Source organism: Thalassobaculum fulvum (assembly GCF_014652915.1).
Taxonomy (GTDB): Bacteria; Pseudomonadota; Alphaproteobacteria; order Thalassobaculales; family Thalassobaculaceae; genus Thalassobaculum_A; species Thalassobaculum_A fulvum.
Map to the genome: position 1 here is coordinate 96,391 of NZ_BMZS01000008.1, position 17,354 is coordinate 113,744.

General features: G+C 70.6%; 15 protein-coding genes. 8 read left to right on the forward strand and 7 right to left on the reverse strand.

Annotated elements, in window-relative coordinates; genetic code table 11:
* The first annotated feature begins 43 nt into the window (after positions 1–43).
* From IE246_RS16980 to ggt, 5 genes are all read left to right on the forward strand, one after another.
* Positions 44–1,213, forward strand: a complete 1,170-nt coding sequence (locus IE246_RS16980; protein ID WP_229837306.1) for an ABC transporter substrate-binding protein — start codon at positions 44–46, stop codon at positions 1,211–1,213.
* 243 nt (positions 1,214–1,456) lie between these two features.
* On the forward strand, positions 1,457–2,323 hold the full coding sequence (locus IE246_RS16985; RefSeq protein ID WP_189991813.1) for a branched-chain amino acid ABC transporter permease: 867 nt from the start codon (positions 1,457–1,459) through the stop codon (positions 2,321–2,323).
* A gap of 10 nt (positions 2,324–2,333) precedes the next feature.
* A complete protein-coding gene (locus IE246_RS16990) occupies positions 2,334–3,269 on the forward strand; it encodes a branched-chain amino acid ABC transporter permease (RefSeq protein WP_189991815.1) in 936 nt (311 codons plus the stop codon).
* Positions 3,266–3,766: a GAF domain-containing protein gene (locus IE246_RS16995; protein ID WP_189991817.1), complete on the forward strand. Its 501-nt coding sequence runs from the start codon at positions 3,266–3,268 to the stop codon at positions 3,764–3,766. Before IE246_RS16990 ends, IE246_RS16995 begins: the two co-directional genes overlap by 4 nt.
* A gap of 222 nt (positions 3,767–3,988) precedes the next feature.
* Positions 3,989–5,602: a gamma-glutamyltransferase gene (gene ggt, locus IE246_RS17000; protein ID WP_229837308.1), complete on the forward strand. Its 1,614-nt coding sequence runs from the start codon at positions 3,989–3,991 to the stop codon at positions 5,600–5,602.
* 261 nt (positions 5,603–5,863) lie between these two features.
* Here ggt and IE246_RS17005 read toward each other — a convergent pair whose 3' ends face one another.
* The 6 genes from IE246_RS17005 to IE246_RS17030 form a co-directional block, all read right to left on the reverse strand.
* Positions 5,864–6,916, reverse strand: a complete 1,053-nt coding sequence (locus IE246_RS17005; protein ID WP_189991819.1) for a ketopantoate reductase family protein — start codon at positions 6,914–6,916, stop codon at positions 5,864–5,866.
* A 120-nt stretch (positions 6,917–7,036) separates the two neighbouring features.
* On the reverse strand, positions 7,037–7,891 hold the full coding sequence (locus tag IE246_RS17010) for a TauD/TfdA dioxygenase family protein (RefSeq protein WP_189991821.1): 855 nt from the start codon (positions 7,889–7,891) through the stop codon (positions 7,037–7,039).
* A 112-nt stretch (positions 7,892–8,003) separates the two neighbouring features.
* Positions 8,004–10,073, reverse strand: coding sequence for an acetate--CoA ligase family protein (locus tag IE246_RS17015; protein ID WP_189991823.1), 2,070 nt, complete (start codon positions 10,071–10,073; stop codon positions 8,004–8,006).
* Positions 10,074–10,338: 265 nt separating this feature from the next.
* A complete protein-coding gene (locus IE246_RS17020; protein ID WP_189991825.1) occupies positions 10,339–11,253 on the reverse strand; it encodes an amidohydrolase family protein in 915 nt (304 codons plus the stop codon).
* Between the two features lie 204 nt (positions 11,254–11,457).
* Positions 11,458–12,588 (reverse strand): DmpA family aminopeptidase, encoded by a 1,131-nt coding sequence (locus IE246_RS17025; protein ID WP_189991827.1) that lies wholly within the window; start codon positions 12,586–12,588, stop codon positions 11,458–11,460.
* 11 nt (positions 12,589–12,599) lie between these two features.
* The gene (locus IE246_RS17030) at positions 12,600–13,634 is read right to left on the reverse strand and encodes an NAD(P)-dependent oxidoreductase (protein WP_189991829.1); all 1,035 of its coding nucleotides are present in this window, start codon (positions 13,632–13,634) and stop codon (positions 12,600–12,602) included.
* Between the two features lie 268 nt (positions 13,635–13,902).
* On the opposite strand from IE246_RS17030, the gene IE246_RS17035 reads away from it, so the two are divergent.
* Entirely contained in the window at positions 13,903–14,955 is a 1,053-nt protein-coding gene (locus tag IE246_RS17035) for an SDR family oxidoreductase (RefSeq protein WP_189991831.1), read from the forward strand.
* 11 nt (positions 14,956–14,966) lie between these two features.
* The gene (locus IE246_RS17040; RefSeq protein WP_189991833.1) at positions 14,967–15,377 is read left to right on the forward strand and encodes a VOC family protein; all 411 of its coding nucleotides are present in this window, start codon (positions 14,967–14,969) and stop codon (positions 15,375–15,377) included.
* A gap of 422 nt (positions 15,378–15,799) precedes the next feature.
* On the opposite strand, the gene ftrA is transcribed toward IE246_RS17040, so the two are convergent.
* Positions 15,800–16,786, reverse strand: coding sequence for a transcriptional regulator FtrA (gene ftrA / locus IE246_RS17045; protein WP_189991834.1), 987 nt, complete (start codon positions 16,784–16,786; stop codon positions 15,800–15,802).
* A 192-nt stretch (positions 16,787–16,978) separates the two neighbouring features.
* Here ftrA and IE246_RS17050 point away from each other — a divergent pair, with 192 nt between their 5' ends.
* On the forward strand, positions 16,979–17,323 hold the full coding sequence (locus IE246_RS17050; RefSeq protein ID WP_229837310.1) for a rhodanese-like domain-containing protein: 345 nt from the start codon (positions 16,979–16,981) through the stop codon (positions 17,321–17,323).
* The last annotated feature ends 31 nt before the right edge of the window (positions 17,324–17,354 follow it).

The following is a 17,354-nucleotide window of genomic DNA, read 5'->3' on the forward strand; positions in this document are numbered from 1 at the left end:
GGTCATGACGATCTTTGTGCATCCGTCTCGGCGTCAGGTACTCATGGGAACCGCGGCCGCGGTGACCGCGCTGGCGGCCCCGTCCATCGTCCGCGCCCAGGGCGAGCCGATCCGGCTCGGCGCGCTGAACCCGCTGACCGGCGCCGGCGGCTCCTACGGGCCGACCATGCGCAAGGCCATCGAGGGCGTCGTCGACCGCGTCAACGCCGCCGGCGGCATCAACGGCCGCAAGGTCGAGCTGGCCGGCGAGGACACCCAGACCAACCCGGACGCCGCGGTGCGCGCCGCCCGCAAGCTGATCGACGTCGACAAGGTGTCGGCGATCATGGGCACCTGGGCCTCGGCCTGCACCACCGCGGTGGCGCCGCTGTGCTGGGAGAGCAAGGTGTTCCTGACGACCGTGTCGGGGTCGGACACCATCACCAAGCTGCCGCACCAGGGCTATCTGGTCCGCACCCAGCCGAACACCCACCTGCAGATCGGCAGGCTCGGCGAGTTCCTGCTGGAGCTCGGCTCGAAGAAGGTGTTCGTGCTGGCCGCCCAGACCCCGTTCGCGCTGCCGTCTCAGGAACGCCTGGGCGAGGTGCTGAAGGCCGGCGGCTCGGAGCTGATCGGCGGCGTGATCTACGACAAGGACAAGACCACGTTCCGCTCCGAGATCGACCAGGCCCTCAAGGCCAACCCGGACATGATCTACCTGAACGGCTACACGCCGGACGTCACCATCGTGATGCGCGAGCTGTACAAGGCCGGCTACGAGGGCGGCAAGATCGGCCAGGCCTACGCCGTCAACAAGAAGCTGTTGGAGTCGCTGCCGGCCGACGTCACCGAAGGCTGCTACACGGTCGCGCCGTCGCCGTCGGTCAACTCCGCCGCCTACAAGCGGCTCGCCGAGTTCCTGGGCAAGCCCGACCTGGACCCGTACTCCTGCCAGTGCAACGACCAGGCGAGCCTGGTGTGCCTGGCGATCGCCAAGGCCGGCGACGCCAGCGGCACCGCCATCAAGGACGCGGTCCGCAAGATCTCGCAGGGACCGGGCGAGAAGGTCGACGACGTGGTCGACGGCCTGAAGCTGCTGGCCGCCGGCAAGGACATCAACTACGAGGGCGCCAGCGGCGCCTGCGACTTCGACGACATCGGCGACATCCTGACCACCAACTTCCGCTACGAGCAGGTGCAGAAGGGGGCGTTCAAGACCCTGAAGGTCGGTTGAGAGCGCGGGAATGCTTCGGGTGAGCGGCCTCAACCCCAATTCCGTCATTCCGGACACCCGCGCGCCGGCGCGGGCGATCCGGAACCCACGCAGCGACGGGCGGGCTCAACGACCACGGCGGCGGGAGCCCGTGGGTTCCGGATGCGTGCCGCCCTGCGGCGGCCCGCTCCGGAATGACGACAGTGGGGGAGAGCCGGCCGGCGGGCCGCGAAGGACGCTGGCCCCGGACCATCGGACCTGCCGATGCTGACCGAGGTCGTCCAGCTCGTGCTGAACGGGCTGATGGCCGGGACCATTCTCGCGGTCCCGGCCATCGGCTTCACCGCGATCTACGCGGTGCTGCGCTTTCCCAACTTCAGCGTCGCCTCGCAGGTGACCATCGGGGCGTTCGCCGGCTATGTGGCGAACGTGACCTTCGGGCTGCCGGCCCCGGTCGCGGTGGCCTTCGCCTTCCTGGTCGCCGGGTTCTCCGGGCTGGTCTGCGACGAGTTCGTGCTGCGGCCGATGCGGCCGGCCGGCCCGCTGGCCGCTGCCATCGCCGCCGTGGCCCTGACCATCGTGCTGGAGAACGTCGTCCGGTTCTGGTTCGGCAACGACCTCAGGGGCTACGACCTGCCGGTCCTGCGCGACTGGCGGTTCGCCGGCCTCAGGGTCAGCCCGCAGCAGCTCGAGAACGGGGTGATCGCGATCATCGCGATGGCCTGCCTGTTCGGCTTCCTGGCGTTCTCGCGCATGGGCAAGGCGATGCGGGCGGTCGCCGACAACCCGATGCTGGCCTCGATCAAGGGCATCGACTCGGTCGCCGTCGGCCGGCTGGTCAGCTTCGTCGGCATGGGGCTGGCCGGGCTCGGCGGCATGCTGCTCGGCCTCGACACCTCGATCGACCCGTTGACCGGGTTCCGGGCGATCCTGACGGTGTTCGCCGCGGCCGTGGTCGGCGGCCTCGGCAGCATCCCCGGCGCGGTGGTCGGGGCGCTCACCATCGGCGTCGCCGAGGAGCTGTCGCTGCTGGTGCTCGACCCGGCCTACCGCTCGGCGGTCGGCTTCGTCGCCATCCTGCTGGTGCTGACGCTCAGGCCGCGCGGCATTCTCGGCGAGCGGGCCTTCTGAGGAGCCGGCGATGGAGAACTACATCGTCGCCATGCTCGTGTTCGCCGGCCTGTACGGGCTGATGGCGCTCGGCCTCAACGTGGTCTGGGGCATGGCCGGGATGATCAACCTGGGCCTGGTCGGCTTCTTCGCCTTCGGCGCCTATGTCTCGGCGCTGCTGACCAAAGTGCTGGGCCTGCCGATCTGGTTCGGCGTGGTCGCCGGGGCCGCCGGGGCCGCAGCCGCCGGCATGGTAGTGGCGATGGTCACCGCCAAGCTGCGGGGCGACTACCTGGCGATCGTCACCCTCGGCTTCTCCGAGGTGATCCGGATCACCGCGTCGAACGAGATCTGGCTGACCAACGGCACCGACGGCATCTCCGGCATACCCGGTCCGCTGCGCGGCCAGGTGACGCCGGAAGCCTTCAACCTGATCTTCCTGGCGCTGGTCGCCGTCGTCGTCGCGATCGTGGTGTTCCTGCTGCAACGGGTCCGCCACGCCCCCTACGGCCGGGTACTGCGGGCGATCCGCGACGACGACCAGGTGGCGGCGGTCGCCGGCAAGACGGTGATCCGCTTCAAGGTCGAGGCGTTCGCGCTCGGCTGCGCCGTGATCGGCCTCTCCGGCGCGCTGTACGGCCACTACACCTCCTACATCGCGCCCGACGGTTTCGTGCCGCTGATCACCATCTACATCGTGCTGGCGCTGACCGCCGGCGGTACCGGCAACAACTACGGCGCCGTGGTCGGCAGCGTGCTGGTGGTGTTCTTCATGGAATCCACCCGGTTCCTGACCGAGGTCGTGCCCGGCCTGCAGGCCGTGCAGGTCGCCGCGCTCCGCGAGATGCTGATCGGCGGTGCCCTGATCGTGATCATGCGGCTCAGGCCGGGCGGCCTGCTGCCGGAGCGGCTGCCGCGCATCGATCTGCCCGAGTCCAACCTGCCGCAAGAGAAGAAAGCGACATGAGCCACGTCGGAACCGTCGACCCGCTGCCGCATCTGGAGGCCGCCGCCCGGGCGCTGGCCGCCGGCGGCCAGCCGCAGGCCGCCTTCGCCGCCCTGGACCGGGCGATGGACGCGGCGATCGGCCACAAGCTGTTCACCGTCCTGCGGTTCCACGCCGACAGCGGCGAGTCCGAACGGGTCTACACCAACCAGCCGGACAGCTACCCGGTCGGCGGCCGCAAGGCGCTGAACCCGACCTTCTGGGCCGGCCACGTGATCCACGGCCGCAAGCCCTACATCGGCTACGACGCCGCCGACATCAAATCGGTGTTCTTCGACCACGAGCTGATCGCGTCGCTCGGCTGCGACTCGGTGCTGAACGTGCCTGTCGTGTGGAACGACACCATGCTCGGCACCATCAACATCCTGCACGAGGCGAACTGGTACGGCGAAGGCGACATCCCGCTCGCCACCGTGTTCGCCGGGCTGGCGGTGACGCCCTACCTGGCGCTGAGCTGAGAGCATCGGTAGCTGGATTCAGCAGCTGCGGGTGGGTTCCGGATCCGGTCCGCCTGCCGCGGCCCGGTCCGGAATGACGAGGGGGAAGCGGAGTTGCCGACAGGAACCTCCCCTCCTTCGTCATTCCGGACGGACGCGTCGCCTTGGCGCGGTCGATCCGGAACCCACCCGCCGCCCCGAAGCCTGCGCAATGGCGCTTGAACGCACGACTAGAGGACGGCCATGACGAACAACGGAATGGTGGTGTGCCCGCAGCCCGAGGCGGCGGAGGCCGGGGTGGAAATCCTGCGGGCCGGCGGCAACGCGGTCGACGCGGCGATCGCCACCGCGCTGGCCCAGACCGTGGTCGACCCGCTGATGTGCGGGATCGCCGGCTTCGGCAGCCTGGCGGTCTACAAGCCGGCCGACGGCGCCCACGAGTACATCGACTTCCACGCCCCGGCGCCGCAGGCCACCCGCCCGGACATGTGGGCCGACCTGGTCGAGGGCGAGACCCGCGACGGCTTCGGCTTCGTGCTGAAGGGCCGGGTCAACGACCTCGGCTACCAGTCGATCTGCGTGCCGGCGGCCCTCAAGGCCTACGAGGCGGCCCACAAGGCGCACGGCAAGCTGCCCTGGAAGGAAGTCTGCGCCCCGGCGATCGCCTGGGCCGAGGACGGCTACTTCGTGCGCCCGGCGATGTACGCGTTCTGGATCGACGAGGGCACCATGGGTCGGGTGTCGTCGACCGAGCGGCTGGCCTACTCGGCCTCCGGCCGGGCGATGTACTGCCGCCCCGACGGCTCGCCCAAGACCATCGGCACGCCGCTGCGCAACCCGGACTACGCCGCCACCCTGCGGACGATCGCCGCGGGCGGCGCCGACGCCTTCTACCGCGGCGAGATCGCCGACCGGATCGTCGCCGACATGGCGGCCAACGGCGGGCTGATCGGCCGCGCCGACCTGGAATCCTACCAGCCGGTCCGCACCGCGCCGCTGGTCGGCAGCTATCGCGGCCGCCGCATCGCCACCAACCAGCCGCCGGGCGGCGGGGTGATGCTGCTGGAGATGCTGAACATCCTGGAGGGCTTCGACCTCGCCGGCATCGGCCACAACACGCCGGAATATCTGCGGGTGGTGTGCGAGGCGATGAAGCGCGCGACCGTCGACAAGGACCGCTTCGTCGGCGATCCGGCGTTCGTCGACGTGCCGCTCGACCGGCTGACCGGCAAGGACTACGCCGCCGGCCTGGCGGCCGCGATCCGGCGCGGCGAGAAGGCGTCGGTGGCGCGGCTGCAGGCGACCGATCTGGTGCCGAAGGACACCACGCACCTGTCGGTGGTCGACGCCGACGGCAACTGCGTGGCGATGACCCATTCGCTCGGCATGCCCTCGGGCGTCATCACCGGCGGGCTCGGCTTCATGTACAACGGCTGCATGGGCGTGTTCGACCCGCGCCCGGGCCGGGCCGGCAGCCTGGCGCCCGGCAAGTCGCGGTTCAGCGCCATGTGCCCGACCATCGTGTTCGAGGACGACCGGCCGCTGCTGGTGCTGGGCGCGCCCGGCGGCACCCAGATCGTCATGGGCGTGCTGCAGGCGATCCTGAACGTGCTCGACTTCGGCATGACCATGCCCGAGGCGGCGGCGGCCCCGCGGTTCTCGTCGACCAGCAACGCCATCGACGTGTCGAACCGGATCCCGCGCTCGGTCACCCGCGAACTCGAGGCCCAGGGCTACGAGGTGATCCGCAACCCGTTCGGCTTCACCATCGGCTGGGTGCACGGCATCCGCATCCTGCCCGACCGCCTCGACGGCGCCGCCGACCCGGGCCGCGACGGAGTGGCTCTGAGCGCCTGACGGGCGAGGCAGGCCGGAGGGGGGCCAACGCGCGCCCCGGAGCCCCCGGCGTCCCGCTTCCCCCAATTGCCGTCATTCCGGACGGCCGCGCCCTCGCGCGGGCGAGCCGGAACCCACCCGCCGCCGCGATGGCCATGGCTGGCGCCCGTCGCTTGTTGGGTTCCGGATGCGTCGCGCCGAGGCGGCGCGCCGCTCCGGAATGACGGCGAAGGGAGAAGGACCGGCCTTGGCGACCATGCGATCAGAGACGCGCGGCCACCCTCAGATCCCGGCGACGCGCTCCAGGCCCGGCGGGGCCTCGCCGCGCTCGACCGCCTGGACCGCGGCGGTCAGCCCCGCGTTGGCCGGCGCCGCGAGGCCGATCTCCTTGCCGCGCTCGACGATGTAGCCGTTCAGCATCTCGATCTCGGTGCGCCGGCCCTTGGCGATGTCCTGGCCCATCGACGGCCGCCCGGTCTCGCTGCGGCCCTCGCAGGCGGCGATCATCTCGGCCTCGATCCGCTCGCGCACCGCCGCGTCGCCGTCGGTGGCGGCGATCCAGTCGTCGGCGCTGAACTTGTTGATGGTCTCCAGCTCGTAGCCGAGCGCCCGGCCGATCCGCGCCGCCTCGCCGGCCAGCCGGATCGAAAGCCAGCGGGTCACCGGCTCGCGGGCCATCCCGTTGTTGCCGAGCCCGGTGGCCGCCGACACCCCGTTGGCCTGGGCGTTGGCGCACAGCTTCGACCAGCGCTCGCCCCACAAATTCGACGTGGTCTTGGCGCTGTCGACCCGGCCGAGCATGGTCGCGATCCGCTCGATCCGCGGCGTGATCCGGCCGTGCACCTCGCCGACCCGGAACACGGTGTGCTTGTTGCCGCCGAGCGGAACACCGCGCCGGACCTGTGCCGGCCCGGTCAGCTCGACGGCGATCTTGGCGGCGATGCAGCCGACGACGCGACCCCAGCCGACGATCCGGGCGATGGTCTCCTCGTTGATGCAGTTCTGCAGCGAGACCACGGTGGCGTCCGGCGCCAGGTAGCCGCGGATCATCGCGGTCGCCCAGTCGGTGTCGTAGGACTTGGTGCACACGAACGCGATGTCGATCGGCCCGGTCCTGGCCAGGCTCTGCACGTCGGTGAGGTGCATCGCCTTGACCGGGGTGGTGAAGCATTCGCCCTCGGTCATCCCGGACAGGCTGAGGCCGTCGCGCCTCATCGCCTCGACGTGCTCCGGCCAGGGGTCGATCAGGGTCACGTCTTCGCCGGCCCGCGCGAAGTAGCCGCCGACATAGGCGCCGACGGCGCCGGCCCCGACGATCGCGATGCGTTCGCTCATTCTCGGTGTTCCTCGACTGTGGTTGTTTTCCCGGTCACCGCCGCTCCGGCGGGCCGCACCCCTTCCTCGAGGGGTGATGCCAGCGCAAGACTCGCTCCGCGCGATTGGCCAATGTCGAGCTCAGTGCGGGCGGTCGCCTCCGCCGATGGTCAGGCGGTGCATCACCCGGCGCTCGCCGGGATAGTCGTTGAGCGCCCGGTGCTGGGTGCAGCGGTTGTCCCAGACCACCAGGGTGCCGGGCCGGTAGCTGACCCGGCAGGTGAAGTCCGGCGTGGCGGCGTGGTCCTTCAGGAAGCCGACCAGGGCCGCGCTCTCGGCGTCGGTCATGCCGGCGATCCGGTACAGGTGGCTGCCGCTGACGTAGAGCGCCTTGCGGCCGGTCTCCGGGTGGGTGCGCACCAGCGGGTGCTCGGCCTCCATCTCGCCGGCCCGCTCGACGTTGGCGGCCTGGAACCGGGTCGAGTCCATCAATGCCTTGCGGCCGCCGCGCCTGCCCTTGAGGTCGCCGCTGTACACCCCGGTCAGCCCTTCGACCACGCGCTTCATGGGGTCGCTCAGGGTCTCGTAGGCCCGGTACAGGTTGGCAATCAGGGTGTCGCCGCCGCGCGACGGGGTCTCGCGGGCATACAGCATGGTGCCGACCGGCGGCCGTTCCTCGAACGACATGTCGGTGTGCCAGGCGCCGCCGAAGTTCTTCTCCTCGTCCGGCTCCTTGCGGATCTCGAACACCTCCGGATGGTCGTCCAGGCCCTTCACGAACGGATAGGGGACCAGCGGGCCGAAGCGCCGGGCGAAGTCCTTGTTCTGCTCGATGGTCAGGTCCTGGCCGTGGAACACCAGCACCTGGTTCTCCAGGAACGCCTGGTGGATCTCGGCGATCTGCTCGTTGCCGAGCGGCCGGGCGAGGTCGATCCCGGCGACCTCCGCGCCCAGGGTGCCGCCGATCGGCGTGACCTCGATGGTCCGGTAGGCCATGGCGGGAACCTCCGCATTTCTTGTCGGGCCGTCTGCCGCGGCATCGCCATGTCAGCACGGCCGGACGGCGCGATCCAGGGGGTCGGGATCGAGTGCAATGTTCAGATCAGCGTCACCGCACCGTCATCAGCACGTCGACGACGGCGACGTCGCCGGAACCGGCGCTGATCATGACCGGGTTCAGGTCGCAGGAGGTGATCCGGTCGCCGAGGTCGTGGGCGATCCGCGACAGGTTCGCCACCAGCTCGGCGAGCGGTCGCGTGTCGGTCCGGGCGATGAGGTTCCGGTAGCCGTCCATCCGCCTGCCGAGCCTGGTCGAGGCGATCAGCGCCTGCGCGTCCGCCACCGTCAGTGGCGCCAGCCCCATGGCCAGGTCGCCGGTCAGCTCGACCAACGTCCCGCCGGTTCCGACCATGACCTTGACGCCGAACGGCGGCGAGGCGACGTACCCGACCACGGCCTCGAGATCGCCACGGACTTCCCGCTGCAGTTCGTAGCCGTCGATCGCCGCTCCGGGCGCCGCCGCAGCGACGTTGTCGGCGATCCGGGCGATCGCCGCCGCGAGCCCGTCCATGTCCTTCACGCCGAGCACGACGCCGCCGAGCTCGGAGCGGTGCGCGATGTCCCTGGACGCGATCTTGACCGCCAGCGGGAACTCGATCTCGGCGGCCCGCTCCGCCGCCTCCGACGCGCTCCCGACCACCACGGACGGGGCCGTCGGAATGCCGTAGGCCTTCAGGATCTCCAGACAGCTTTGCGGCGCCAGCTGGGACCGGCCGCTGTTCACTTCGCCCCCGATCAGGCCCAGAGCCCGGCTCCTGCGGGCCGTCGCCTCGGGCGTCTCTGCCATCTCGGCGCGCGCCGGCGGACGGGGTCGCGAGATCGTCCTGATCCCGACGATGCCCTCGCGCAGGCCGCTGACGATCGGAATGCCGTGGCTCTCGAACTTCGCCCGGACATCGGGATGGATCGGCTCCGAGGTCGGCGAGATCGCGACGATCGGCTTCGACGCCTCGAGAGCGCTCCGGCAATAGGCGTCGATCGGCGTGCTGTAGGATTCCAGCGACTTCGGGTGCAGGCCGGCCTGGCAGTCCTGGAGCACCGCCAGCACGTCGATGCCGTCGTCGTCGAGCACCGCCCTGATCGAGCCGACGATGTCGCGGGCCGCCTCGTCCACCACCGATCCGAAGTCGATCGGGTTCTGGGCCCGGGTGCCGGGAGAGACCTCGCCCATCCGGCGGACCACGTCGTCGCCGAAGCGCGCCAGCTCGACGCCGGCGGCCGCCGCGACGTCGCAGGCGAGCGCGGTCTGCCCGCCCGAGATGCCGACGATCGCGAGCCTGCCCGCACCTGGGCGGTGGCCGACGCGCGCCAGGATCTCCAGGGCCGCGTTCAGCTCGTCGTAGTCGTCCACGGTGGCGATGCCGTGCGCCTCGAAGAACAGCCGGTAGGTATCGGAGTCACTGGTCATCGAGCCGGTGTGGGCGAGGGTCGCGGCCGATCCGACCTCGGAATTGCCGACCTTCAGGACGGCGAGCGACTTGCCGTTCTCGAAGATCCGGCGGGCGGCCCGGGCGAAGGCTTCCGGGTCCTTGATCGCCTCCAGCACCACGCCGACCGCCGCGGTGTCGTCGTCGGTCGCCAGCCAGTCCATGTAGTCGGCGGCAGTCAGCTGGAACTCGCTGCCGACGGTGACGATCTTCGAGATGCCGAACTCGGCCGAGTTCATCAGGGTGATCGCCGCCGAGCCGGACTGCGCGATGAACGCGACCCTGCCCGGCCTGATCTTGCTCGACGTCGTCGCCGGATACAGGAACAGCCCGTCGTTCAGGTTGATCAGGCCCATGCAGTTCGGTCCGTGGACGGTCATGGCGCTGGTGGTCGCGAAGGCGCGGAAGGCGTCCTCGTCCGCCGCCGCGAACCCGGAGGCGAAGAAGATCGCCGATTTGACGCCGCGCCCCTCCAGCGCCCGCGCCGTCTCGGTCGCGGCGGCGGCCGGGACCGAGGCGATCGCCAGATCGACCCCGTCGGGCAGGTCGTCGATCGACGCGACGGTCGCCAGCCCCTGGATCGCCGTGGCGCTGCGATGAACCGGGACGATCCGGCTCCGGCAATCCCGGCTCAGCAGGTTGTCGATGACGGCGTTGCCCTGGGCCCGTTTGGTGGCGGACGCACCGATCACGGCAATCGTCGCCGGCCTGATGAGAGACGAGACATCCCTGGTCATGGTGACCCCTTGTGGTGTTCTGGCTGGACGCGCGGCTCCTGGGTGGGCGCCGCGCGAGGCCAGTCGAGGCGTTGCGAGGCGCATGCGTGTAGGTCCCGGCTCTGCGCCCGGCCTGGGGCCGGGCTCCGGCCGGGATGAGGGTCGGGTGGTGAAGTTCCCTTATCCCGGCCGCAGCGGCGGAGCCGCGGAGAGCCGGGATCCAGCAGGCGGATCGCCGCCCTCAGCCGCCTTCGAAGAACCGCTTGGCGTTGTGGTAGAACCACTTGTCCAGGACCTTCTCCTTGAGCGGGAGTTGGCTGTACTCCTCGATCAGCTCCTCGAACGGGCAGCCGAACAGGTAGCGCGACATCCCGATCATGATCTTGTCCTGCAGGCGGGTGTTGCCGAACTGCAGGAACATCTCCCAGCCGGACCCCGGCTTGGCGAAATAGCGCGGGCGGTGGGCCGAGGTGTCGCAGTAGAGGTTCGGATGCCGGGCCAGCAGGCCGACCATGTCCGGGACCCACGGCCAGCCGCCGAGGCCGGCGACGATCTTCAGCTCCGGGAAGTCGACCGCGACCTGGTCGAGGTGGCGCGGATGGCCGAGATCGTAGGGCCGGTCGTTGGCGTAGTTCATGGTGCTGTAGATCTTGACCGGCACGTTCAGCTCGACGCACTTGGCGTAGAGCGGGTAGTAGCGCCGGTCGCTGGCCGGCAGGCAGTTGCTGAGTGCGGTCACGCGAAAGCCGTTGGCCCCGTCCTCGCGCACCAGCCGCTCGAGCTCCCGCACCCCGCGCATGCCGTCCATCGGGTCGATCAGGGCGAACATCCTGAAGCGGCCGGGATGCTTGCGGTGGATGTCGCCGATCTCGCTGTTCAGCATGTTGCACAGGAAGCCGTACTCGATGTTCGCCCGGTCCATGTCCGCGACGATCGCCTCGAGCTGCCGGTCCCATTCGTCCGGCGAGAACCCCCTGGTCGCCGAGCCGGTCGAGCCACCGCCGAAGACCGTGCCGTAGTTGGCGAACCCGTATCCCTCGGGTCGCGGCAACGGCTCGCCCGTCGGCGTGCCGGGCCGGCCCTTGCCGATCTCCTGGGCACGCAGGGCGGCCTCGGAAAGCGGGGCCTCGATCTCCATGTCGATGATGGGGCGCATCGTTCCTCCCTTCCGGACGGTGTCGAAGGGGCTGACCCCGTCAACCCGCACCGGCGGTCGACCGGGACAGCCTCGTGACTGTCTTTCGCTTGTCTTGGACTCGGTATTCAGAACGGGGATCGTCCCCTGGCAGGGAGCAGTAGAGCGCATCGATCGTCCCCGGCGCCACCACATTCGGGACCGGTATGGAGCGGATGGGTCCCTCTACACCCGCCCGAACTTCCGCATCACGTCGACCAACGGCCCGTGCGGCAGGGCGTGCACGGTGCGGCCGTCGATGCCGGTCATGGTATCGGCCGCCAGCATGGCCTCGACGATCGCCTCCTCGGTCGCCTGCACGGTCGCCTCGAACAGCGGGTCGAGGGCGGCGTCGGGCAGGAAGTCGAGGTGCTTCGGGGTGAGTTCGCCGTCGCCCAACGCCGCCTGGTTGCCGGTCGAGAACGCCAGGAAGATGTCGCCGGAACCGTTGGTGGCGACCGAGCCGGTGCGGGCCAGGCCGAGCGAGACCCGGCGGGCGACCCGGGCGCACTGGTGCGGCAGCAGCGGCGCATCCGTTCCCACCATCACGATGATCGAGCCCTCGGCCCCGCCGGTCGGAGCCAGCGGTCCCGGGAGCGGCACCTCGAGCAGCCGGCCGGCCGGCACCCCGAGCGGCGCGAACAGGTCGCGGCGGCCGAAATTGGCCTGCACGAACGCCCCCAATGTCCAGCGTTGTCCGCCCGCCTCCGTCACCCGCGAGGCGCTGCCGTTGCCGCCCTTGAACTGGTAGCAGATCATGCCGGTGCCGCCGCCGCGGTTGCCGAGCGGCGGGAAGCCGGCCGAGGCGCCGTCGATGGCGGCGATCACGTCGTCCTCGGTGACGTGGAAGCCGTTGATGTCGTTGAGATAGCCGTCATAGGTCTCGGCCGCCACCGGCAGTCCCCAGGCGGCAACCGAGGCGCCGAGCCCGGCATGCTGGACCAGCCAGCGCACGCTGGCGTCGCGGGCCCGGCCGACCGAGTGGGTGTTGGTGATGGTCAGCGGCCCCTCGCAGCGGCCGGACTCGACGATCCAGTGGCTGCCGGTCAGCTCGCCGTTGCCGTTCAGGCTGTGAATGCCGGCGAACACCGGCACCGCCATGCCGGTCTTGCCGCGCGGCAGGATCGCGGTGACGCCGGTGCGCACCGGCCCCTGGCCGACCAGCAGCGGGCCGTCGCCGCGGATCAGGGTGACGGCGCCGACCTCGACGCCGGGGACGTCGACGATGGAGTTGGTCGCCCCGGTCTGGCCCGGGAACGGCAGGCCGAGGCCGCGCCCGCGCGGGCGGCCGTCGGGCTGGTGGGTGGCGCCGCTCATCGGTTGGCCCCCTATCGCGCTGCGTAGGCCGCCAGCTTGGCCTGGAAGCCGGCCCGCTCCAGCACCGCGCGGTTGACCACGTTCGCCGGTATCTGGCCAGCCTTCACGTCGGCGATGGCGCCGCGGTTCACCTCGCCCATGGTGGCGAACATCTGGTCGGTCCAGCCGAGCGAGTGCGGCGCGGTGATCACGCTGTCGAGCTGCAGGATCGGATCGCCGGCGGCCGGCGGCTCGGGGTCGAACACGTCGATGGCCGCACCGGCGATCCGCTGCTCGACCAGCGCGTGGTACAGCGCCTTCTGGTTCACCACAGGGCCGCGACTGGTGTTGACCAGATACGCGGTCGGCTTCATGCGGGCGATCAGCGCCGCCGAGCCGATGCCGCGGGTCTCGTCGTTCAGCGGGCAGTTGAAGGTGACGAAGTCGCTCCGCTCGAACACCGCCTCCAGCGGGACGGACTCGACCCCGAGCTCGGCGAACCGCGCCGGGTCGGTGTACGGGTCGTGGGCGATCATCCGCACGTCGAACGCCCTCAGCAGCCGGAACATCTCGGCGCCGATGTTGCCGATGCCGACCGAGCCGACGGTCCGGCCGACCAGGCCGGTGCCGTGGAAGTCCAGCCGGGCCGGCCAGCCGAGCGAGCCGGTGCGGGCGATCCGGTCCTTGGCCACCAGATTGTGGGCGAGCGCCAGGATGAAGCAGACCTGGGTCGTCGCCATCGGCCGGCGGACCGCCTCGGGGGTGATCGTCAGGGCGGTGTCGTTGGCGGTGCAGGCCGCGGTGTCGACGGTGTCGAAGCCGACCCCCATGCGCGCGACCAGCGCCAGCCGGCCGTCGCCCGGAAAGCTGGAGGCCGCCATCCGCTCGCCCAGCAGCACGATGGCGTCGAAGCCGGCGACGTGCCCGGGGGCGAGCACCGCGGTACGCGGCAGCTCCACCAGTTCGACGCCGTCGGCGGCCAGCGGCGACAGGTCGTAGCTCGGAAAGGTCGGCTTGCCGTCGGCACGGGTGAAATCGGCGCTGAGGCCGACGCGGAAGGCAGTCATGGCGGCACTCCCTCGATTGGTCTTCGAGCGAGCATACACCGCGTTCCAGGGCTGTCGGGACGTCGCGGATCGGGGGATGACCCGTGCCGGAAAAGAAAAGGCGGACCGCTTCACGACCCGCCCAGTTGGCACGACCTGGATCTCTATATGGAGCGGTCTGTGGCGAAAAGAAGATCGACCCGGTGCAGGAAATCCTGCCGTGCTCCGACGGGCGTTGATCCAAACGCGGCGAGCGTGGACCATGCGCACCGGACAGACGGAGGACGACATGGCGAAGAACAAGGCCGTGGTGGTCGGCGCCCTCGGGGTCATCGGCCGCAAGCTGATCGAGCACCTCGGCAATCTCGGCGGCTGGGAGATCGTCGGGCTGAGCCGGCGGGCGCCGGATTTCGACAGCCCGGCGACCTACATCTCGGTCGACCTGCTGGACCGGGCCGACGCCGAGGCCAAGCTGTCAGGCCTGACCGACGTCACCCACATCTTCTACTGCGCCTTCCAGGCCCGCCCGGTTTGGGCCGAGCACGGCCCGCCGAACCTGGCGATGCTGGTTAACTCGGTCGAGCCGATCGAGCAGGCCTCGAAGGCGCTGCGCCACGTGCAGCTGATCGAGGGCAACAAGATCTACGGCTCGCATCTCGGCCCGTTCAAGACGCCGGCGCGCGAGGACGACCCGCCGCACATGCTGCCGAACTTCTACTGGGACCAGGAGCAGTGGCTGCGGGCCGCCCAGAAGGGCAAGGCCTGGAGCTGGTCGGCATTGCGCCCGCACACGGTGTGCGGCTTCGCGCTCGGCAACCCGATGAACATCACCACCTGCATCGCGGTGTACGCGACGATCTCCAAGGAGCTCGGCCTGCCGCTCCGGTTCCCGGGCAAGCCCGGCGCCTGGGAGGCGGTCTACCAGGTCTGCGACAACCAGCATCTGGCCAACGCCATGGTGTGGTGCGCGACCGACGACCGGGCCGCCAACGAGGTGTTCAACATCACCAACGGCGACTTCTTCCGCTGGAAGAACGTGTGGCCGAAGTTCGCGAGGTTCTTCGACATGGAGCCGGCCGACGTCCAGACCATCAGGCTGTCGGAGTTCATGGCCGACAAGGCCGGGCTGTGGGCGAGCATCGTCGAGAAGTTCGGGCTGCAGCGCATCCCCTACGACCAGATCGCCGCCTGGCCGTTCGCCGACTACGTGTTCGGCACCGACTGGGACGTGATGAGCGACACCCTGAAGCTGCGGCTGCACGGCTTTCCCGACTGCGTGCGGTCCGACGCCATGTTCGAGCGTATCTTCGGCGAGTTCCGCGACATGAAGGTGATTCCCTAAGGAGAACGGCGATGCCCGACCTGCCCTACCGCCTCGGCGGCCTCGACCACGTGGTGGTCCGGGCCCGCGACATCGACGCGATGCTGCGGTTCTACCGCGACCTGCTGGGCTGCCCGGTGGCCAAGCACAACGAGCCGCTCGGGCTCTGGCACCTGGACGCCGGCGGCTCGATGATCGACCTGGTCGACATGAACGGTAAGGCCGGCAGCCGCGGCGGCCCGCCGCCGGGCCCGGGCCGCAACGTCGACCACGTCGCCCTCAAGGTCGAGCCGTTCGACCCGGAGGCGATCCGCGCCTGGTTCGCGGCCCACGGCGTCGAGACCGAGGCCCCGGCCACCCGCTTCGGCGCCGAGGGCGACGGCCCGTCGATCTACCTGCGCGACCCCGAGGGCAACGGCGTGGAGTTGAAGGGGCGGGGGTAGGTCGCAAGGCGCAGGCGCCCGTCGGTTCGTGGGTTCCGGATCCGCCGCGCCAAGGGTGGCGCGTCGCTCCGGAATGACGAAGTTTGGTGAGGACCGGCCGCGCGCGCCTTCTCCCCTTTTTTCGCCATTCCGGAGCGGGCCGCCGCTATTGCGGTGACAGTGCACTCAAATTGCCTCGTAGCAACGCGCTCGAGAGTGCCGGAACTCAAGACAAGTGCACTGTCACCGTAATGCAAGGCGCGGGCGCCCGTCGCTTCGTGGGTTCCGGATCCGCCGCGCCAAGGGTGGCGCGTCGCTCCGGAATGACGAAGTTTGGTGAGGACCGGCCGCGCGCGCCTTCTCCCCTTTTTTCGTCATTCCGGAGCGGGCCGCCGCAGGCGGAACGCATCCGGAACCCACGAACCGACGGGCGCCGTCGCCCCCTATCGCGCCCCCACCCGCGCGAACTGGCGGCGGTAGGCGGTCGGGCTGATGCCGAGCCGGGTCCGGAAGTGGTGGCGCAGGGCCTCGGCGCTGCCGAAGCCGCATTCGGTCGCCACCCGCTCGACCCCGAGCCCGGTGGTCTCCAGCAGGTCGCTCGCCCGTCGCACCCGCTCGCCGATCAGCCACTCGCCCGGCGTGGTGCCGGTGGCGGCCTCGAACCGGCGCACGAAGCTGCGCCGGCTCATCGCCGCCTCGGCCGCCATGCGGTCGACGCTGATGCGTTCGCCCAGCCGGTCGCGTGCCCAGTCGAACAGCGCGGCGAACCGGCCGTTCTCGCGGTCCGCCACCGGCCGCGCGATGAACTGCGCCTGGCCGCCCTCGCGATGCGGCGGCAGCACCAGCCGGCGGCCGACCTCGTTGGCGATCCGCGGGCCGAAATCGCGCCGCACCAGATGGACGCAGAGGTCGAGCCCGGCGGCGCTGCCGGCCGAGGTGAACACCCGGTCGGCCTCGGTATAGAGCACGTCGGCGTCGACCCGGACCGCCGGGAACCGCGCCGCCAGCTTCTCGGCATGGCGCCAGTGGGTGGTGCAGCGCCGGCCGTCCAGCAGCCCGGTCGCCGCCAGCACCGCCGCCCCCGAGCAGATCGACACCAGCCGGCTGCCGCGGGCGTGCGCGGCCCACAGGGTCTCCAGCAGGTCGTCCGGCACCGGGGCGTCGATGCCGCGCCAGCCGGGCACCACGATGGTCGCCGCCGCGCCGAGCTCGGCCAGCCCGCCGCCGGCCTCGACCCGGAAGCCGCCGATGGCGCGCAGCGGCCCGGGGCGCTCGGCGCAGACCCGGAACCGGTACCAGTCGTCGCCCATCTCCGGGCGCGGCAGGCCGAACACCTCGACCACCTGGCCGAACTCGAAGGTGCAGAGCCCGTCATAGGCGAGCACGGCGACGCTGCGGGGGTCGGGCCCCGGATGAGCACCCTTTGGCATGATTTTTACGATACATGGCTTGAGTGCCGATTTCCAGGCGCGGGCGGCGGCGCAATGCTGGCCGGCAACCGCAACCGTTCCCGGAGCCCCGCCATGCCTTCCGCAGTCGCCCCCTCCGCAGTCGCCCCCTCCGCCGTAGCTGAGATCCCGGCCGCCCCGTCGGCTGCCGCCCTCGCCCATTTCGAGGCCCTGATGGCGTTCGAGACCGACTGCTGGGACGTCCACGACGCGATGTCCGGCGGCCGGGCCGACTTCGTGCTGCTCGACGTCCGCTCGCCGGCGCTGTACGCCGCCGGCCACGTGCCCGGTGCCGTCAACCTGCCGCACCGCAAGATCATCGAGCGCAAGCTGGCCGACTGGCCGGCCGACACCCTGTTCGTGGTGTACTGCGCCGGACCGCACTGCAACGGCGCCTGCCGGGCGGCGATCCGGCTGGCCCGGCTGGGCCGCCCGGTGAAGCTGATGATCGGCGGAATCGAAGGCTGGAAGGACGAGGGATTCGCCCTCGCAACCGAGGCGCCCCCCGTCCCGGCGTGACCCGCCCGGACGGTCGATCTCCGGCATTGCC

Coding starts and splice junctions, on each gene's coding strand:
- IE246_RS17030 (WP_189991829.1), bottom strand. CDS start 13,634: ATGACTGCCTTCCGCGTCGGCCTCAGCGCCGATTTCACCCGTGCCGAC.
- IE246_RS17010 (WP_189991821.1), bottom strand. CDS start 7,891: ATGGCCTACCGGACCATCGAGGTCACGCCGATCGGCGGCACCCTGGGC.
- IE246_RS17025 (WP_189991827.1), bottom strand. CDS start 12,588: ATGAGCGGCGCCACCCACCAGCCCGACGGCCGCCCGCGCGGGCGCGGC.
- IE246_RS16995 (WP_189991817.1), top strand. CDS start 3,266: ATGAGCCACGTCGGAACCGTCGACCCGCTGCCGCATCTGGAGGCCGCC.
- IE246_RS17020 (WP_189991825.1), bottom strand. CDS start 11,253: ATGCGCCCCATCATCGACATGGAGATCGAGGCCCCGCTTTCCGAGGCC.
- IE246_RS16985 (WP_189991813.1), top strand. CDS start 1,457: ATGCTGACCGAGGTCGTCCAGCTCGTGCTGAACGGGCTGATGGCCGGG.
- IE246_RS17040 (WP_189991833.1), top strand. CDS start 14,967: ATGCCCGACCTGCCCTACCGCCTCGGCGGCCTCGACCACGTGGTGGTC.
- IE246_RS17005 (WP_189991819.1), bottom strand. CDS start 6,916: ATGAGCGAACGCATCGCGATCGTCGGGGCCGGCGCCGTCGGCGCCTAT.
- IE246_RS16980 (WP_229837306.1), top strand. CDS start 44: ATGGGAACCGCGGCCGCGGTGACCGCGCTGGCGGCCCCGTCCATCGTC.
- ftrA (WP_189991834.1), bottom strand. CDS start 16,786: ATGCCAAAGGGTGCTCATCCGGGGCCCGACCCCCGCAGCGTCGCCGTG.
- IE246_RS17035 (WP_189991831.1), top strand. CDS start 13,903: ATGGCGAAGAACAAGGCCGTGGTGGTCGGCGCCCTCGGGGTCATCGGC.
- IE246_RS17050 (WP_229837310.1), top strand. CDS start 16,979: ATGGCGTTCGAGACCGACTGCTGGGACGTCCACGACGCGATGTCCGGC.
- ggt (WP_229837308.1), top strand. CDS start 3,989: ATGACGAACAACGGAATGGTGGTGTGCCCGCAGCCCGAGGCGGCGGAG.
- IE246_RS16990 (WP_189991815.1), top strand. CDS start 2,334: ATGGAGAACTACATCGTCGCCATGCTCGTGTTCGCCGGCCTGTACGGG.